The sequence below is a fragment of the Rhizobium sp. CFBP 8762 genome (assembly GCF_014841565.1).
Classification (GTDB): Bacteria; Pseudomonadota; Alphaproteobacteria; order Rhizobiales; family Rhizobiaceae; genus CFBP-8762.
Genome location: NZ_JACYUD010000003.1, coordinates 45,941 through 63,507 on the forward strand (window position 1 = coordinate 45,941; position 17,567 = coordinate 63,507).

Below are 17,567 nucleotides of genomic sequence, written 5' to 3' on the forward strand. Positions count from 1 at the left end.
AAGGAATTATGCAGTAGCAGCCCAGCCCTACCCCTGCACTACTCCAGGAACGTCGCTGGATTGACCGGCGTTGCATTCTTACGCACTTCAAAATGCACAGTGGGACGCTTCGCATTGCCGCTCATGCCCGATTCTGCAAGCGTCTGTCCGCGTTGCACTTTCTGGCCGCGTGTCACATTCAGGGTATTGGCGTGACCGTAGACGGTAACGGTGCCGTCATCATGGCGGACCAGCACGGCGTTTCCGAGCTCTTTCAGGCTGCTGCCGGAGTAGATGACCACGCCGTTTTCAGCCGCCTTGATGGGCGTGCCTTCGGGCACGGAAATATCGATACCGTCGTTCCGGTTGCCGTCCACATTTGCGCCGTAACCCGCGATAACCGCGCCCCGCACAGGCCAGCGATACTTGCTGATACCAGTGGATTTGGGTGAATCGTCGGTAACGTCACTGCGGGAGGCCACTTCGTTCACGCTTTCCTTGGGCGCCGCAGGTGCAGCAGCGGCAGCGGGCGCAGGGTCAGCAGGCTTCGTTGCCTGCGCCTTTGGTAATTGAACAGACGCCGTTTGAACCGGATCAGCCGCTTTTGCAGCACCCGTCGGCAGGGCCAGTGTCTGCCCGATGCGAATGGAACCGGTAGTGATACCGTTGGCTTTTTTGAGATCCGCGACAGGCACACCATGTGCCTGAGCGATCTTGTTCAGTGAGTCGCCCTGCTTGACTATATAGCTGCCGTTTGCCGCTCCTGCGCCATTGTCGCCAAGATTGCCTGTCGATGTTCCTGTCTTGCTGTCGGACTTATCGCGGGTCTGAGGTGAACCGGGTAGAATGGCAACATCCCGGTCGCGCGTCCGGTCATCGGACGGTAGTTTGCCGTTGATATCAAGACTGGACGCCGCATCCGATGCAGAGGCTTTGGCGGCACTGGCCGAAACGCTCAAAGCTGGAATAACCAGACGCTGGCCGGACTGTGCCTGCGAACCGCTTTTTAGTCCGTTGGCTCTCAGAATTTCGCTTTCGGGAACGCCGTACTTGCGCGACAACGAGTTGACCGTCTCGCCTGCACCAAGCGTAACCGACTTCGACCCGCCTGGGGTGGACGGACGCCTGCCGGGCTCGGGTACGGCGCTGGACTCAAAGGTATTGCGTGATGGGGATTGCGGGTTGCCGTTTGCGCTTGCCGGATCGGCCAAGGCAACGCGCTGTACGCTCATGGGCGTAGAGACGGCGCGGACTTCTGAGACAGGTGCGCTGTTGACCGGCGATGCGGCATACGGACCGGCTGAGGCTACAGGTGTCGCCGAAGGCGCAGGACTGCGCGGCACGGAACTGGTCGTCACCTGATCGGCGCCATCGAAGACATTCCCGAAACGGGTGGAATCCGATCCGCACCCGGTGACGACGCTTGCGAGCAGAACCGCAGCACAGAGGCGGATGATCGACTTACCAACAACCGGCGATACTTCTACACGCATGACACCAACCCAATTCCAACACAGCTTGTTGATACGGATTAAAGCGCGTTAGAGTTACCGCCGGGTTAAGGTTCTCGATTTAAACCACGATTTTTGACAGATTGATAACCATGGGGCATCGCTGGCCGACGGCTATCGCAGCGATATCTCTGCCTAGAGAATGGATGCGAGCTTCGGCACGATTGGCAGATAGGGTGCGTCGAACAGGTCTTCCCGGTCATAGCGGCTACCTGTGCGCGTCAGGCGGACCATCTTGCATTCGTCGTCTGAGACCATGATCGGCAGGATCAACGTACCACCCGATACCAAATGATCGGAAAACATGCGCGGCAGGCTCGAAAAAGCAGTGGTGACCAGAATACGGTCAAACGTGCCCTCACCTGCAAGTCCAGCGCTCGCATCACTGTGGCGTACGACAACATTCCGCACGCCGACCTTTTCGAGATTTTTCTGGGATTGCGAGACCAGAGTTTTGTACCGCTCCAACGTCAGCACACGTGAAGCCAGACGTCCCATCACAGCCGCCATAAATCCGCTTCCGGTCCCGACTTCAAGAATGCGTTGACCGGGCTTGATGTTCAGACAGTGAAGCAGGCGAACGGCGAAATCCAGACCCTCGATAAACGAACCGCAATCCAGCGGCAGCAAACGTTGCGAGTATGCGTCCTCCGCAAACTGGGGCGGAACGAAGGCCGAGCGGGGCGTCTGCTCCACCGCCGTCAGCAGGTCATGGTTGGAAATGCCCTCGGCACGAAGCCGAAGGACCATAGCTGCAAAGCCTTCCTGCTCACCAAGGCGGATGGTCAATCCGCGCTCCCTTCGAGAAGCGCTTTAGCCAACCGATCTTGCACTGTATAATCCGTCATATCCAGCTTCAACGGCGTTACGGAAATCTGATTGTGCTTGATGGCGTGGATATCCGTACCGGCCCGGAACTCTCCGGCCCGTTCGCCGAACCGCAACCAGTAATACGGAAAGCCCCGGCCATCTGCGCGTTCTTCAATAGAGAGGCCAAACTCCAGCTTACCTTGAGACGTCACCTCCACGCCCTGAACGTCTCCGGGCGCGCAGTTGGGAAAGTTCAGATTGAGGAATGTCCCATCGGGCAGGTCAATCTTCATCAAACGGGCCAGCAAGGACGGTGCGTGTGTTTCCACTACGTCCCACGGCACCAGCCGCCCGGCGTGGTTGAACGCCTGACTCAGCGCAAAGGAGCGCACCCCCTGCAGTGTTCCCTCGATGGCCCCCGCCACCGTACCGGAATAGGTCACGTCATCGGCCATATTGGCACCGACATTCACGCCCGACAGAATAAGGTCCGGCTTGACGTCCAACACCTCGCGCACACCCATAATAACGCAGTCTGTCGGCGTGCCGCGCAGCGCGAAATGCTTTTCCGATACCTGGCGCAGGCGCAGGGGTTCAGACAACGTCAGAGAGTGAGCGAGTCCGCTCTGATCGGTTTCCGGTGCAACAATCCAGACATCGTCAGACAGTACACGGGCAATACGCTCCAGCACTGCGAGGCCTTCAGCATGGATACCATCGTCGTTTGTCAGCAGAATACGCATCAGGGATCAGGCCTCGTCAGTTGGATGTCTCGATACGGGTCAACCCGCCCATATAGGGAAGCAGAACGTCTGGCACGGTGATGGAGCCGTCTTCATTCTGATAGTTTTCCATAACCGCAATCAATGCGCGTCCGGTGGCAACGCCGGATCCATTCAGCGTATGAACGAACTTCAGACCGTCCTCGGACCGATATCTGGCATTCATCCGTCGACCCTGAAAATCACCACATACGGAGCAGGACGAAATTTCGCGATACGCTGCCTGTCCCGGAAGCCAAACCTCCAGATCGTAAGTCTTGCGCGCCCCAAAACCCATGTCGCCCGTGCAAAGCGCCATTACGCGGTAGTGAAGGCCCAATCTTTTCAGAATTTCTTCAGCACACGCCGTCATACGCTCGTGTTCATCAATGGCGGTTTCAGCGGCCGTGATGGAGACCAGTTCGCACTTCATGAACTGGTGCTGGCGCAACATGCCGCGTGTATCACGACCGGCAGACCCCGCTTCCGAGCGGAAGCAAGGTGTCAGCGCCGTAAATCGCAGGGGTAATTTTGCTTCATCGAGGATTTGCTCGCGCACCATGTTGGTCAGCGGCACCTCGGCAGTCGGAATCAACCACCGATCATCCGTAGTGCGGAACAGGTCCTCGGTGAATTTTGGCAGTTGGCCCGTTCCAAACATGGCGTCATCACGCACCAGCAGCGGTGGCTGCACCTCCGTATAGCCATGGGTATCGATATGCAGGTCAAGCATGAACTGACCAAGGGCACGCTCCAGCCGAGCCAGAGGCCCGCGCAGGATGGTAAAGCGCGACCCGGCGATTTTGCCAGCCGTTTCAAAATCCATGAAGCCCAAAGCTTCACCCAGTTCGAAGTGCTCCTTGGCTGCATGATTCCAGGTCGGTTTTTCCCCCACGACCCGGGCAACAACATTGTCGTCTTCGCTGGTTCCAACGGGAACGTCGTCCATCGGTATATTCGGCAGCCTAGACAACGCATCGGCAAGGGCCGCGCTTGTGTTTCGCTCGTCGTCCTGGGCTGCGGGAAATGCGGTTTTCAGCGTCGCGACTTCGGCTTTCAACGCCTCGGCCCGGTCCTTTTCGCCAGCCGCCATGGCGGCCCCGATGTCCTTGGACGCGGAATTGCGGCGGGCCTGCATATCCTGCAATGTCTGCACAAGGCCGCGGCGCTTTTCATCCAGCGAAATAATATCGGCAGACACCGGCGCGGCACCGCGTTTGGCAAGTGCCGCATCCAAAGCTTCGGGATTGTCGCGGATCCATTTGATATCAAGCATGTTTATTCCAGGGCGTTATGAGTAGTCGGCTCAAGAGAGGCTCAGGTTGCTGAGGGTTCGTCGTCAGCACTTGCTGACTGTGCGTCGTACGCTGAGCGCACCAACGCTTCCCTTGCTTTCTGACGTTCAATCAATCGCGCCGTGTATATCGAGATTTCGTAAAGAATGATTGTCGGAATTGCCAACCCGATCTGCGATATCGGGTCGGGCGGCGTCAGAATTGCAGCTGCCACGAAGGCAATGACGATTGCGTACTTGCGCTTATCTTTCAGGCTTTGCGAGGAAATGAAACCCACGCGTACCAACAGGCTGGTAACGACAGGAAGCTGAAAAACCAGCCCGAACGCGAAGATCAAGGTCATGATCAGGCTAAGATATTCGGACACTTTTGGCAAAAGCTGGATCGCGACTTTCCCGTCGCCACCGGACTGCTGCATGGCCAGGAAAAACCACATGACCATAGGCGTGAAGAAAAAATAGACCAGCGCTGCACCAAGCAGAAACAGGATCGGCGACGCCACAAGAAACGGCAGGAATGCAGCACGCTCGTTTTTATAAAGGCCGGGAGCGACGAACTTATAGAGTTGCGATGCAATCATGGGAAACGCCACCACAAACGCCCCGAACATCGCAACCTTGATCTGAGTGAAGAAGAACTCCTGCGGGGCCGTGTAGATCAGTTCGATGCTTCCATGTTCAATTCCAGACCACTCAACGGCCCAGCGAAAAGGAATGACAAGAAGGTTGAAAAGACCTTTGGCGAAATAGAAACAGACCAGAAATGCGACGAAGAACGCGCCCAGCGCCCACATGAGGCGTGAGCGAAGTTCGATCAAATGTTCCAGCAGCGGCTGCGGCTTGTCGTCAATGTCGCCGCTCATGCTTTGTCCTCATCTGGTCCCGGTTGCTTCTTCATAACCCATGGCTTTGGAACAATCGCCTTGGGTTGCCTCACCATTTCGGGTTTCGCTTGTTCTATATCACTGGCGGGTGATGGTGTTTCAGGCGTTCTGACCGATGATGACGTGGACCGTTGCAGATCGGCTTTCAGCTCATTGCCCATCTGACGAAGCGGGTTCATTGCATCACGCAGCGAATTGGCCGGGTTCAGCCGCTGCGCGTCATGGATCGTCTTGCGGACATCATCGAGGTCTGCTTCCCGCAAAGCATCATCAAACTGGTGACGGAAATCAGAAGCCATACCGGTCAGCTTCCGCATGATCTTGCCGAATGCACGAAGCATGGGCGGAAGGTCCTTTGGACCAACAACCACGATCATAACGACAGCGATGACCAGCAGCTCTGTCCAACCAATATCAAGCATTCTCAGAGCCTCGCATCACGGACTTGAACGTCGTCCATGATTCCTGACGTGATGTATCCTTCATTTGAAGCATAAGCTGTTCGACCCTCGTTTCACTCCGGTCGGCTTATGCTCTAACGAACTTCATCTGACTTGTGATCGACTGTGCGCGGATCAACCGGGTGCGTTGGACGCTGAACCGGACCCTCCGCTGTATCATCCTCGGTCATGCCCTTCTTGAAGCTTTTGATGCCCTTGGCAACATCACCCATCAATTCGGGAATTTTGCCGCGACCGAAGAGCAGCAAAACAACGACGAGAACAATTAGCCAATGCCAGATACTGAAAGAACCCATAGTCAAACTCCCTATAACCAGAACCCCGGTGTAAGACGTTATTCGTCTTTTTCAAACACATATATGTCCTGCTCGTTAACCGAAACGGACACCTCGCACAATCCTTGCGGCAGAATGTCGGCGGCAATACGAGCTTGTAAAATCTTTTTCGACAGTGCAAGCCTCAGGTCGAGAAGCTCAGCAGCGCCTAGGTATCGGCGATGCACAATCTCCGCTTTCGCTCCCGCGCCCCCGGCAGAGACCTTGACGGCCGACAGCCGAACAGCCACCGACACCTCGGTTCCGGTCTTCAATCCCGGTGTTTGCACCACACCAAACGGCGTTTCGACACAGCATTCTACGACTTTGCCGGCAACAATGTTGAGTTGCGAGAAAAAGCCGGCAGCAAACAGATTTGACGGTTTGCGGTACAACTCCTGTGGCGCACCTGTCTGAACAAGCATACCGTTGCGCAGTAACGCAATCTTGTCCGCCATGCCCATAGCTTCTTCCGCGTCGTGGGTCACAATAATGGCAGTCGTACCGTTATCGGCCAGAACAGACAAAGTGTCGGCGCGCACACTGTCCTTCAAACGCGAATCAAGTCCGGAAAATGGTTCGTCCATCAGCAGCACGGCTGGTCGCGGTGCCAGCGCACGAGCCAATGCCACGCGTTGCTGCTCACCACCCGACAACACATGAGGATAACGGTGCGCATAACCGGAAAGCCCCACTCGCTCCAAGGCGGCATCCGCTGCACGGTTTGCTTCGGTCTTGTCCCAGCCTTTGAGGCCAAAGCAAATATTGTCCTTGATCGTCAGGTGGGGAAACAGGGCAAAGTCCTGAAACATCAGGCCGATACCGCGTTTTTCCGGCGGCAGATGCAGGTTGGGGCCGGACAGCTCCATGTCATTCAGCAACACCCGGCCGGACGTCTGGGTCTCGATTCCGGCAGCAATTCGCAGCAGCGTTGTTTTGCATGAGCCGGAAGGTCCAAGCAAACACAGTATCTCACCCGGTTCTGCCGAAAGCGACACGTCGCGAATGGTTTCACGGTCTGCATAGCGATGGCGGATATGCTCGAATGTTAGCCGTGCGGGAGAGAAAGTACGGGCCCTGAATGGCTTATTGGCGACGACGGTCATTCCGGCTCCTCCCCCTTGGGCGCAAGCAGGCCCAACTCTTCAAGATCGAGGGCGGTGATCGGATCCTCATCCTCTGGAACATCGTCGATGCCGAGTGGCTCGGGGATCTGAAAGCCCGGCGGGATACGGCCGGACAGCATTCCTGCGCCCTTCAGCTCTTCGATGCCCGGCAAATCCCGGATGTCCTCCAGACTGAAATGGTCCAGAAACTCTCGTGTCGTGCCGAATGTCACCGGACGCCCCGGCGTACGGCGACGTCCCCGAAAACGCACCCAACCCGCTTCCATCAGCACGTCCAGCGTGCCTTTGGATGTTTGCACGCCTCGGATATCCTCTATCTCGGCCCGTGTAACCGGTTGATGGTATGCAATGATCGAGAGGACCTCCAAAGCGGCTTTCGAGAGTTTGCGAACCGGTTCCCCTGATGAAATCGCAAAGGACAGATCGGCAGCCGTGCGAAACGCCCAATGCCCGTCTATTTCAAGAAGGTGGACGCCCCGGCTGGCATACTCCGCTTTGAGGTCAAGCAGTATTGCGCGCACATCAACGCCGACAGGCAGACGCTCCTCGATGACAGACGGCGCAACGGGTGCGGCAGATGCAAAGATCAGCGCTTCAGCAATACGGTGAGCCTCATCCATTGCGGGCCGTCTCCATCGCTTCAAGTGCTTCCGCGCTAATTGGCGTGGGTCCTTGACGGATATAGATCGGGGAGAACGCATCGGCCTGCTGCAGTTCGATCTGCCCCTCTCGAACCAGTTCCAGAGACGCGGCAAACGAGCTTGCTATGGCGGTGGAGCGCTCTGCCGGATCGGACAGATACTGTACCAGATACTGCTCCAGCGAAGTCCAGCCATCGAGATCGCCGACCAGCCGCGCTAGCATTAAACGTGCATCCACCAGAGACCACACGCGGCGTTTGGAGATGGTCACGTGGGAGACAGCCTGCTTTTGCCGCAACTGAGCGTAGGCAGACAGCAAATCGAACAGTGATGCTTCGTAACCGGATGTCGCCGTAGAAAGAACATGTTCCGGCGCGCCACGCGTGAATATATCGCGGCCGAGCCGATTGCGCTCAGCCAGCTGCGCGCCTGCTTCGCGCATCGCCTCCAACCGTTTGAGCCTGAACGCCAGAGCGGAAGCCAGCTCTTCCCCGCTTGGACCATCACCCTTTATTTGCTGGGGAATCAGTAGTTTGGATTTGAGAAACGCCAGCCATGCCGCTATCACAAGGTAGTCGGCGGCAAGTTCTATCCGAATGAGTCGGGCTTGTTCGACAAAGACCAGATACTGTTCCGCCAGAGCAAGTATGGAGATGCGGGCAAGGTCTACACGCTGGTTGCGCGCAAGGTGCAACAGCAAATCCAGTGGACCTTCAAACCCTTCGATATCCAGAACCAGCGCCTCGGCTGGCTGGGGGTCCGCGTCCGTCCATATGTCCTGTGTTGTCATGTCCGGATATCCACCAAACAGTGTCATCATCAGGCCGTTGGTATCAACGCAGCGAATTCCGCACGCAATGCTTGCTCGTCGGCAGGTTCAGCATCAGCGAATGCCATTGTGACACGTGTTGCTCTTTGTAGCGCCTGGCCAGCAAGCGGAACCACATGCCGCGCCACATCGACCATTTCGCTCATGATCCCGTTACAATGCAACACGATATCACAACCGCCCGCAACAATAGCCTTCGTGCGGTCGGTAATCGTTCCCGAAAGCGCATTCATGGAAACATCGTCCGAGAGAAGCAACCCCTGAAATCCGATCGATTCGCGGATAACAGTCCGAATAATTTTGGCCGAAGTCGTCGCCGGATGGTCTGCATCCAGTGCGGAATAGACAACATGCGCACTCATTGCCATCAATTCATGCTTGAGGGCTTGAAATGGCACAAAGTCGCTGCTCATCAGTTCATCAAGCGATGTATCGACCGTGGGTAGCGCCAAATGCGAATCGGCGAAGGCACGACCGTGACCGGGAATATGTTTCATGACTGGCAGTACGCCCCCTGCCTTCAAACCATCGGCGGCTGCCTGCCCCATGGCTGCAACCAGATGCGGATCAAAGCCATAGGCCCGGTTGCCAATGACGTCATGGCTTCCTTCTATGGGAACGTCCAGTACGGGAAGGCAGTCAACATTGATGCCGAATTTCATCAAGTCAATGGCGTGCAGCCGGGACATTAGCCAAGCCGCCCGCAGTCCGGTCTCGCGATCTTGGCTGTACAAAGCACCCAGCAGCGCGGCGTTCGGGTATGCAGGCGCCAGCGGCGCCTTGATCCGCTGGACCCGACCCCCTTCCTGATCGATCAGAACAGGTGCGTCAGGATTGTCAATTGTATCGCGGAGCTCAGCGACCAGGGCTCTGATCTGATCCTCCGTCCCGATGTTGCGCCCGAACAGAATGAAACCCCATGGTTTTTCGGCCCGGTAGAATGCCTTCTCCTCTGCCGTCAAGGACAGGCCGCTGCACCCGAATATTACTGCTTTTGATTCGCTCATGGGTTTGATCATATCGGCTCGGTCAGCAATTGCGAGTGCGTTCGGTAAAGCATGTACCGATCTTTCGGATTCGCTGGTCCTGCTTTAAGTCTCTGTTTGTTGCGTGCCGTCATCGCAAAACCGCTGCACAGTTTTACGCGCCATGCCTTACGCTACACATGAAAAAGGCGCGGAAAACCGCGCCTTTTCTCCTTGATCATTCTGCTTACTTTGTAACGATGCAGCTCCCACCAGCACCTTTGTAACGCGAGCACAACGCATTGGCTTCGCTGCGTGATCCCGCCGGGATACGGACGCGGTAGTAGGTTCCCTTGCCTGCAATATCCGCCTTGCGAATGTCCACGCCGCGCCCGCCAATGATACCGGCGAATTTACCGGAGAGGTTGGCGTAGGATGATTTAGCATCTGCCTCGCTTGGCAGCGATGCAATTTGCAAGACGTAACCGCCTGGGTTCGCTGGTGGCGTTGCAAGCTGTTCCGGCGCAACTGCGGCGGTTTCAACCGGTGCAACAACCGGTGGTTTCGGCGTGGCGGCGGGGGTGGACCGTGCTTCCACCGGTGCTGTTGTCACTGTGCGAACCGGTGCGGCATTTCCAACATCCGCACTGGCCACGTCTGCCAAAGCTGAGCTTGCTGCGCTGACCGGTGTCGTAGAAGCGGTCGCAACATCTGTTTCCGGTTCGGGAGCGGAAACCTCCCGGGCGACCAGCGTACCATCCGGCTTGACGATCATCGTTTTAACTTTGCGCGGTGAAACGCTTGGAGCACTTTCCTCACCGCCACCTGCATTCGCTTCGTCTTCAGACGGGGCAAGCCGCTCATCGCCAGCCGCTGCGTCTGCCCCTGAAACTGCATCCACAGCGCCAGAATCGGCTTCGTCATTGCCTTCCAACGGTAGACTATCATCCGCCAGAGTGCGCTGTACAACATCCACCGGCTCTTCCGTTGAAGACACCAATGCCGACTGCGTCGGATCAGCACTTTGCGTACCGGCAACGCGGTCATAGACTGCCTTGTCCTGATTGGGCACGGTTTTTCCACCGGGCTCTGTCGGTACGATTTTCACAGGATCCTTATCCGCCAGAATAACTTGCGGCGCACCGGAAGCCGTTGTTGAATCATTGCCCATCCAGGCGTAGACGCCAGCTCCGCCGAGTACCACGACACCCAGGACACCAGCGGCAATCAAGCCAAGTTTGAGCGGTGAGCGGCGGTTGTCATCCTCATAAAACCCGTCTGTGACAGCGATATCCGGGCTGATGGGTCGGCGATCGACAGCAGGCTCCGCCGCGCGCGGCGTATTCAGCGAGCGGCGGAAATCTTCCTCAAGGAGCCGCTCGAATTCATCGGAATCCTGCTCCGGCTTTCCGGCTCGTTTGGGTTCCGCTCCCGCTTTCCAGGATGCGGCAGGTGCTGCATCGGCCCGCACCTCGCCACCCTGCTGCGGGGCAAAGAGCTGCGCAATTTCCGCGTCAATGTCGTAATCGTAATCCGGCTCATGTGTCGGCGGGTCATCCTGCTCGACAGCCGGTAGCTGAGGAACGTCCATGTCGGCCATCGGCGACACAGTTTCCTCGGAGTCCGCAATCATTGCCGGATCGAAAGGCAATTCACTTTCTACGATATCCTCGTGCGCATCAGCTTCAAAACGCGCTGGCTGATACGCTTGCGCGGCAGGGGTTGACACTGGGGGGGGCGGCGCCGAATAGGCTTTGGCGACAGGCTCCGGCTCTTCAAAAACAGGAGCATCCGACGCCACTGCCTCATTGAGTTCCATGTCCATCTCGGACAGATCAATCTCGAAATTGTCGAGATCAAAATCACTCACTTCTACGTCGGGCTCCACCGGAGCCTGTGCCACCGGTGCCGCTGGCGGCTCAACTCTTGCAGGCGCCACAGGTGCTGGCTCCGGTGCCTGGGTGCGTGGTGGCAGCGGCGTCGCAAACGCACGCTGTCCAACACCCGCACCGGCCGCGACCGGGGTTGCCCGGCTAAACGAAGGCGTGAACGGGTAGTTGATCTTTTTTGCAGGTGCCGGTGCTGGCGCCGCTGCGGCGGGAACCGCATACTGCTCCACTTCCGACAACAGGTCATCGCCGATATCGTGCCGAGGTGCCGCCGTATCAGCGACGTCCGCAAACACAGGAGCGTGGAAACTGTTGTCCTCGAAGGTCGGCTCCTGGATACGGGCAACCGGTGCCTGCGGGCGTGTCGGCTCGCGCTTCGGCACGTCGTAGTCATCGAACGCGCGCATCAGTTCGTCTTCCAGATCGAACTCGGCGGCCTGAGGCCGTCTGGCCTCATGCAGTTCCTGAAGCTGCCGCTGCTGATGCACCACGGGCGGAGCATCATAGCCGACAATGCGGGCAAGTTCGCTCAACGGATCATCATCGGAAAGATGATTATGATCGGTCGGCCCGCTTCGAACGAATTGTTTGTCTGCCATGTTCTCCACTCACACCACTTAGCGTTTTCATGCCAGCGTATTGTGGGGAAATGGTGACAGGCTATCGCATCTCGTCCGGGGCGGCGGTGCCGGTAATCGACAGACCTGCCTTCAATACGGAAGCTACAGCTTGCACCAGCCCGAGTCTGGCAATACTCAATTCTCGTGTTTTATCGTTAACAAATCGTAATTCCGGTGAATCCTTGCCTTTATTCCAGTGTCCGTGGAACGTGCTGGCCAAATCATACAGGTAGAACGCGATACGGTGTGGCTCTTGCGCCAATGCCGCCGCTTCAACAACCCTTGGAAATTCTGCAAGCTTTGCAATGACTTGCAGTTCGTTCGGATCGGTGATGTAGCCTTCCACCGCAGCAGAAAAATCAATTGCGCCGAAATCCAAATCAGGAAACACGTCTTTCGCCTGTCGGAAAATTGACTGGCAGCGGGCGTGGGCATACTGCACGTAAAAGACCGGATTGTCCTTGGATTGCTCCGTCACTTTGGCAAAATCGAAGTCCAGTGGCTCAGAACTTTTGCGGTAAATCATCATGAAGCGAACCGAATCACGACCGACCTCATCGACCACGTCCCGAAGGGTAACGAAGTCGCCGGAGCGCTTCGACATTTTCACCGGCTCGCCATTCCGGTACAGTTTGACAAGCTGGCAGAGCAGAACGGTCAGCTTTGCCTTACCGTCGGATACGGCACGCGCAACAGCCTCCAGCCGTTTGACATAGCCGCCGTGGTCAGCGCCGAGAATATAGATCATCTCATCGAAATGACGGTCGTACTTGTCTTTGAAATAGGCAACGTCAGCAGCGAAGTACGTGTAAGTACCGTCAGATTTGATTAAGGGCCGATCAATGTCATCGCCGACTTCCGTTGAACGGAACAACGTTTGTTCACGATCTTCCCAATCCTCCGGCAACTGCCCTTTTGGTGGCGGTAGCGCACCCTTGTAGACGTGGCCTTTGAAGGTGAGATCATTGATGGCCGTGCGGATAGGCACAGCACCGTTCTCATGCAGGGTCCGCTCGGAATAGAAAACATCGTGGACGACATTCAAGGCCGCCAGATCGGAGCGGATCATGTCCATCATCGCCAGAATGGCGCGGTCTTTAACAATCGGCAGCCACTTGCTTTCCGTCATCAAACGCAGGCTGCTGCCATACTCGTCGGCCAGTTGCGTCGCGACGGGGATCAGGTAATCGCCGGGATAGAGCCCCTCCGGTATATCACCGACTGTTTCGCCCAGCACCTCGCGATAGCGCAGAAATACCGACCGCGCGAGCACATCGATCTGCGACCCTGCGTCGTTGATATAGTATTCCTTGGTAACATCGAAGCCGGCAAATTTCAGCAGGTTTGCCAGGGTGTCACCCACCACGGCACCACGGCAATGGCCCACATGCATCGGACCTGTGGGATTGGCGGATACATACTCAACGTTGACCTTGCGACCCGCACCAACGGCACTCTTGCCATAGGTATCGCCCTGCCGGATCATATCTGCCAGAATGCGCTGCCAATAGGAAACGGCTAGCTTCACATTGATGAAGCCCGGACCTGCGACGGAGACAGCTTCGATTTCCGGATCCTGACGCAGTTTCTCGATGATCTGTTCCGCGAGTGCACGCGGATTGGTTCCCAGGGGCTTCGCCAGAACCATGGCCGCGTTGGTGGCGACATCGCCATGACTGGCATCGCGTGGAGGCTCCACGCCAATACGACAAAAATCCAGTTCAGAGCGTTTTTCTTGAACGCTATCAAGAGTTTCCAGAACATTTTTAATTCTGTTTTCAAAGTCTGTGAACAGATTCATAGGGTCCATCCGCTGGCTTGCCTTGGTGGCTTCCGCGTTATTGTTGGGCGCTGACTATCGCAAATCAGGAGTATGGTCAAACAACTGCCTGTGGACTGTAATCGCGTACGTGTCCGTCATCCCAGCGAGATAATCACCCACATGACGCGCTTTTGCCGCCTCGCTCATGGCATCGATTGGGTCAACCCAGTAATGGCCCTGCATCAGCGCTGGTTGGCTCATGAATGCATCAAACAAATCGACGACAATCTTCGCCGCATCGGCGCGAATACGCATGACGTCCGGGTGTCGATAAATTCTGGCAAACAGCATGGCCTTGATCTGTTTGTCCGTCACAGCCATCTCGTCAGAAAATGTAGCAATAACCTTGCCCGCATTGCGAACATCGGTTGCGCTTTGGGGTTTGATCTCTGCCAGCCGTTCCTGTGCAACGCCGATGACGTCTTCCACCATTGCGGTGATCTGGCGACGCATGATTTCGTGCGTGAACCGGCTGTCCTCCAGCCCTGGATAACGATCAGTCACCTGTTTCATCAAACCTGCCAGAAACGGTATTTCCTCCAGCATCGCAAAATTAAGAAAACCGGAGCGTAAACCGTCGTCGATATCATGCGTGTTATAGGCAATATCATCCGCAATCGCTGCGACTTGAGCCTCCAAACTGGCAAAGCTCGACAGTTCCAAGTCATGGAAACCCGAATAATCCAGAATGGGTTGAGGAACCGGCCCCTTGAGCCCGACGCCATTCGCATCGCACAGGGGACCATTGTGCTTGACCAGACCTTCCAAGGTCTCCCAACTCAAGTTCAGTCCGTCGAATTCGGCGTAACGACGCTCAAGCTTGGTGACGATCCGCAGTGACTGCGCGTTGTGATCAAAGCCTCCGAAAGGCTGCAAAATGTCATCCAGCGCGTCCTCGCCTGTGTGTCCAAACGGCGTATGTCCAAAATCGTGAACAAGTGCCACGCCCTCGGCCAAATCCTCATCCAGCCGCATCGCGCGCGCAAGTGCGCGGGCGATCTGCGCAACCTCAATCGTATGCGTCAGGCGGGTGCGATAGTGATCTCCATCGGCTGCGATAAATACCTGGGTCTTATGCTTTAGACGACGGAATGCGGTCGTGTGTACAATTCGGTCCCGGTCGCGTTGGAAATCCGATCGCGTTGCGCTTGGCGTTTCCGGATAGAGCCTCCCCCGGCTGTTCCAAGGGTCTGCAGCAAAAACCGCCCGTTCTCCAACGCCATAACCCAGTGCATTTTTATCGAATGTCATTGCTCACCTATTACCCAACGCCATTGACGTGGTATGCAAGCCTTCATACCTATATGGCACGTTCCTGAAAAGCGTTTTGCGGTTCATCCAACAATGCGTTCAGGAGTGAAAGCACCATTCTGAAGGACTTTGATCCCGGCAGGAGTTTGACATGACAGAGACTGTTACCATTTCCGAATCGGCCGCCAAGCGGATAGGCTCGATTCTCGCTGCACAACACGCTCGCAAGGCGATGCGAGTGTCTGTGGAGGGCGGTGGCTGCTCCGGCTTTTCCTATAAGTTCGATCTGGTCGACGATGTACAGGACGATGATCTGATTCTGGAAAAGGGCGATGCCAAAGTCTTGATCGATCAAATGTCGCTGGTCTATATGAGCGGCTCGGAAATTGATTTTATCGATAACCTGTTGGGTCAATCATTTCAGATTAAAAATCCGAATGCTGTCGCAAGCTGCGGATGCGGAACCAGCTTTTCCATCTAGTTGATACGTCTCACGTTCCAGAAAGAAAATGATGAAAATTGCAACCTGGAACATCAACGGTATCAAGGCGCGGATCGAAGTTCTTCTCCAGTGGCTTCGAGAATCACAGCCCGATATCGTCTGTCTTCAAGAAATCAAATCGGTGGACGAGAATTTTCCGCGGTTGGAGATCGAGGCGCTTGGGTATCACGTCGAGACCCACGGACAGAAAGGATTTAACGGCGTCGCACTGTTGTCGAAGCGCAGCCCGGAAGACGTTGTCCGTGGCCTGCCGGGTGATGACGACGATGTGCAGTCGCGGTTCATTGAAGGTGTATTCAGCACGGAGAAGGGCATCTTGCGCATCTGCTCCCTGTATCTTCCGAACGGTAACCCGGTGGATACCGAAAAATATCCCTACAAACTCGGCTGGATGGAGCGACTGCATAGCCTCGCGCAGACCCGGCTGAAACTGGAAGAACCTTTAATTCTGGCAGGTGACTACAATGTCATACCGCAGCCCCATGATTGCTTCGATCCCGAAGTCTGGAAGAACGACGCCCTTTTCCTACCGCAAACGAGAGATGCCTATCAAAGGCTGCTCAATCTTGGGTTTACCGATGCGCTTCGCACGTCCTCGGATGCGGCACCTCTTTACACATTCTGGGATTATCAGGCTGGTGCCTGGCAGAAGAACAATGGAATCCGCATCGATCACCTGCTTTTATCTGCAGAGGCTGCAAACAAGCTGGTATCAGCATCGGTTGAAAAATATGTACGTGGCTGGGAAAAGCCGTCAGATCATGTGCCCGCGGTTATCGAATTGAACATGTAGAGTAACTAGCAGTTGGCCGCTTATTCCGCTGATTTCAGACCGATGTTCTGGGAAAGCTGCACAGCTGCACGTCGATCATTTTCCGTAGCAACGGAAAAAGCCTGTTCTTGCATAGCTTGCAACCAGACACAGTCTTTCGGCGCACAATGGTCCAGCGAAGCTGTCATAAAGGCCAGTCCGCGTGCTGTCTGCCCCTCCTGAAACAGGACATTGCCAAATACGCCCATAGCACCTGCATGGCCACCCTTGCGCGCACGGTTCAGCCATTTCTTGGCCTGCTGCACGTTAACAGCCCCACCCTCGCCCGCCAGCAACATTTTTGCCAACTGAAACTGCGCTTCCGCCACACCAAAAGTCGAAGCCGCCTGAAAATAAAGCTGACGCGCTTGCGACAGATCGACAGTCACCGGGCTTTTCGGAATGCCACGCCGGTAGTATCCGGCAAGCGAAATCAGGGCATTCACAAAATATCCGGTATCTTCCGAGCCGGGCTCAACACCCTGCTCGGCGATGTCACGATACATCTTGAACGCTTCAATATCATTTTCCGCAACGCCGTCGCCATAGGCGTACATGTTCGCCAATGCCCACCGCGAGCCAGTGTGTCCCTTTTCGGCAGCATATTTATAGGCCTCAACGGCCTCGTCCTTCCGGCCATTTTTATAGGCCGAAAACCCGAACTTGAAGAGGTCAAAAGGACCCGATTCCCTGTTGACGCCTGCATCCGGATCGAAGGCCAGCGCATGCTCTGACGCTGCAACGCACAATGTGAGGCTCATTCCAAACGCTAAAACTCTGAACGGTTTGAATATGGCAAGCGGCATAGTAGCTTTTCTCTTGACCTTGCACTTGAGTGAACCAAGACTCATCTTTGAATTCGCACGAAAAAATGACATCGCTAACGGTTTCACAGAGTGCAGGTCGACCGTCTTCAAACCCGCTATGGCGGTTGAAACTTTGGCTGTTAGCAAGCTCTCGTTCACCACACAGTTCATGATATCGGTTGCGCTTTCATCTTGGGATATATGCCCTATCGCTGCGCCCAGTTTGTGGCGGGAAATAGACATTTTGCCTCTTGCCAAGTTGATATCAGACTCTAGCAAAAAGTGTGTTG

16 protein-coding genes and 1 pseudogene are annotated in these 17,567 nt (G+C 55.9%); 2 read left to right on the forward strand and 15 right to left on the reverse strand.

Going from position 1 to position 17,567, the window contains the following annotated elements; all coding sequences use genetic code 11:
- Positions 1-38: 38 nt before the first annotated feature.
- The 14 genes and pseudogenes from IFT84_RS08775 to IFT84_RS08840 form a co-directional block, all read right to left on the reverse strand.
- Positions 39-1,472, reverse strand: coding sequence for a LysM peptidoglycan-binding domain-containing M23 family metallopeptidase (locus IFT84_RS08775; RefSeq protein WP_192118451.1), 1,434 nt, complete (start codon positions 1,470-1,472; stop codon positions 39-41).
- A gap of 153 nt (positions 1,473-1,625) precedes the next feature.
- Positions 1,626-2,279 (reverse strand): protein-L-isoaspartate(D-aspartate) O-methyltransferase, encoded by a 654-nt coding sequence (locus IFT84_RS08780; protein ID WP_192118452.1) that lies wholly within the window; start codon positions 2,277-2,279, stop codon positions 1,626-1,628.
- The gene (gene surE, locus IFT84_RS08785) at positions 2,276-3,043 is read right to left on the reverse strand and encodes a 5'/3'-nucleotidase SurE (RefSeq protein WP_192118453.1); all 768 of its coding nucleotides are present in this window, start codon (positions 3,041-3,043) and stop codon (positions 2,276-2,278) included. The genes IFT84_RS08780 and surE overlap by 4 nt, the downstream gene beginning before the upstream one ends.
- A gap of 16 nt (positions 3,044-3,059) precedes the next feature.
- A complete protein-coding gene (serS, locus tag IFT84_RS08790; protein ID WP_192118454.1) occupies positions 3,060-4,337 on the reverse strand; it encodes a serine--tRNA ligase in 1,278 nt (425 codons plus the stop codon).
- A 41-nt stretch (positions 4,338-4,378) separates the two neighbouring features.
- Positions 4,379-5,218 (reverse strand): twin-arginine translocase subunit TatC, encoded by an 840-nt coding sequence (gene tatC, locus IFT84_RS08795; protein WP_192118456.1) that lies wholly within the window; start codon positions 5,216-5,218, stop codon positions 4,379-4,381.
- A 142-nt stretch (positions 5,219-5,360) separates the two neighbouring features.
- Positions 5,361-5,661, reverse strand: a pseudogene (tatB, locus tag IFT84_RS08800) (Sec-independent protein translocase protein TatB); the annotation flags it as partial.
- 113 nt (positions 5,662-5,774) lie between these two features.
- A complete protein-coding gene (locus tag IFT84_RS08805) occupies positions 5,775-5,996 on the reverse strand; it encodes a twin-arginine translocase TatA/TatE family subunit (protein WP_192118460.1) in 222 nt (73 codons plus the stop codon).
- Between the two features lie 38 nt (positions 5,997-6,034).
- Positions 6,035-7,120, reverse strand: a complete 1,086-nt coding sequence (locus tag IFT84_RS08810) for an ABC transporter ATP-binding protein (RefSeq protein WP_192118462.1) — start codon at positions 7,118-7,120, stop codon at positions 6,035-6,037.
- Positions 7,117-7,761, reverse strand: a complete 645-nt coding sequence (gene scpB / locus IFT84_RS08815) for an SMC-Scp complex subunit ScpB (RefSeq protein WP_244651164.1) — start codon at positions 7,759-7,761, stop codon at positions 7,117-7,119. Before scpB ends, IFT84_RS08810 begins: the two co-directional genes overlap by 4 nt.
- On the reverse strand, positions 7,754-8,572 hold the full coding sequence (locus IFT84_RS08820; protein WP_192118465.1) for a segregation and condensation protein A: 819 nt from the start codon (positions 8,570-8,572) through the stop codon (positions 7,754-7,756). The genes scpB and IFT84_RS08820 overlap by 8 nt, the downstream gene beginning before the upstream one ends.
- 29 nt (positions 8,573-8,601) lie before the next feature.
- Positions 8,602-9,618: a beta-N-acetylhexosaminidase gene (nagZ, locus tag IFT84_RS08825; protein ID WP_192118468.1), complete on the reverse strand. Its 1,017-nt coding sequence runs from the start codon at positions 9,616-9,618 to the stop codon at positions 8,602-8,604.
- 205 nt (positions 9,619-9,823) lie between these two features.
- A complete protein-coding gene (locus IFT84_RS21750; protein ID WP_446737584.1) occupies positions 9,824-10,351 on the reverse strand; it encodes an SPOR domain-containing protein in 528 nt (175 codons plus the stop codon).
- 1,774 nt (positions 10,352-12,125) lie between these two features.
- Positions 12,126-13,886, reverse strand: a complete 1,761-nt coding sequence (gene argS / locus IFT84_RS08835) for an arginine--tRNA ligase (RefSeq protein WP_192118472.1) — start codon at positions 13,884-13,886, stop codon at positions 12,126-12,128.
- A 54-nt stretch (positions 13,887-13,940) separates the two neighbouring features.
- Positions 13,941-15,158: a deoxyguanosinetriphosphate triphosphohydrolase gene (locus IFT84_RS08840; RefSeq protein ID WP_192118474.1), complete on the reverse strand. Its 1,218-nt coding sequence runs from the start codon at positions 15,156-15,158 to the stop codon at positions 13,941-13,943.
- A 151-nt stretch (positions 15,159-15,309) separates the two neighbouring features.
- Between IFT84_RS08840 and erpA the strand changes: the two genes are divergently transcribed.
- Positions 15,310-15,639, forward strand: coding sequence for an iron-sulfur cluster insertion protein ErpA (gene erpA / locus IFT84_RS08845; protein ID WP_192118476.1), 330 nt, complete (start codon positions 15,310-15,312; stop codon positions 15,637-15,639).
- Positions 15,640-15,670: 31 nt separating this feature from the next.
- A complete protein-coding gene (gene xth, locus IFT84_RS08850; RefSeq protein WP_192119119.1) occupies positions 15,671-16,453 on the forward strand; it encodes an exodeoxyribonuclease III in 783 nt (260 codons plus the stop codon).
- A 20-nt stretch (positions 16,454-16,473) separates the two neighbouring features.
- On the opposite strand, the gene exoR is transcribed toward xth, so the two are convergent.
- Entirely contained in the window at positions 16,474-17,277 is an 804-nt protein-coding gene (exoR, locus tag IFT84_RS08855; RefSeq protein ID WP_192119121.1) for an exopolysaccharide production regulator ExoR, read from the reverse strand.
- Between the last annotated feature and the right edge of the window lie 290 nt (positions 17,278-17,567).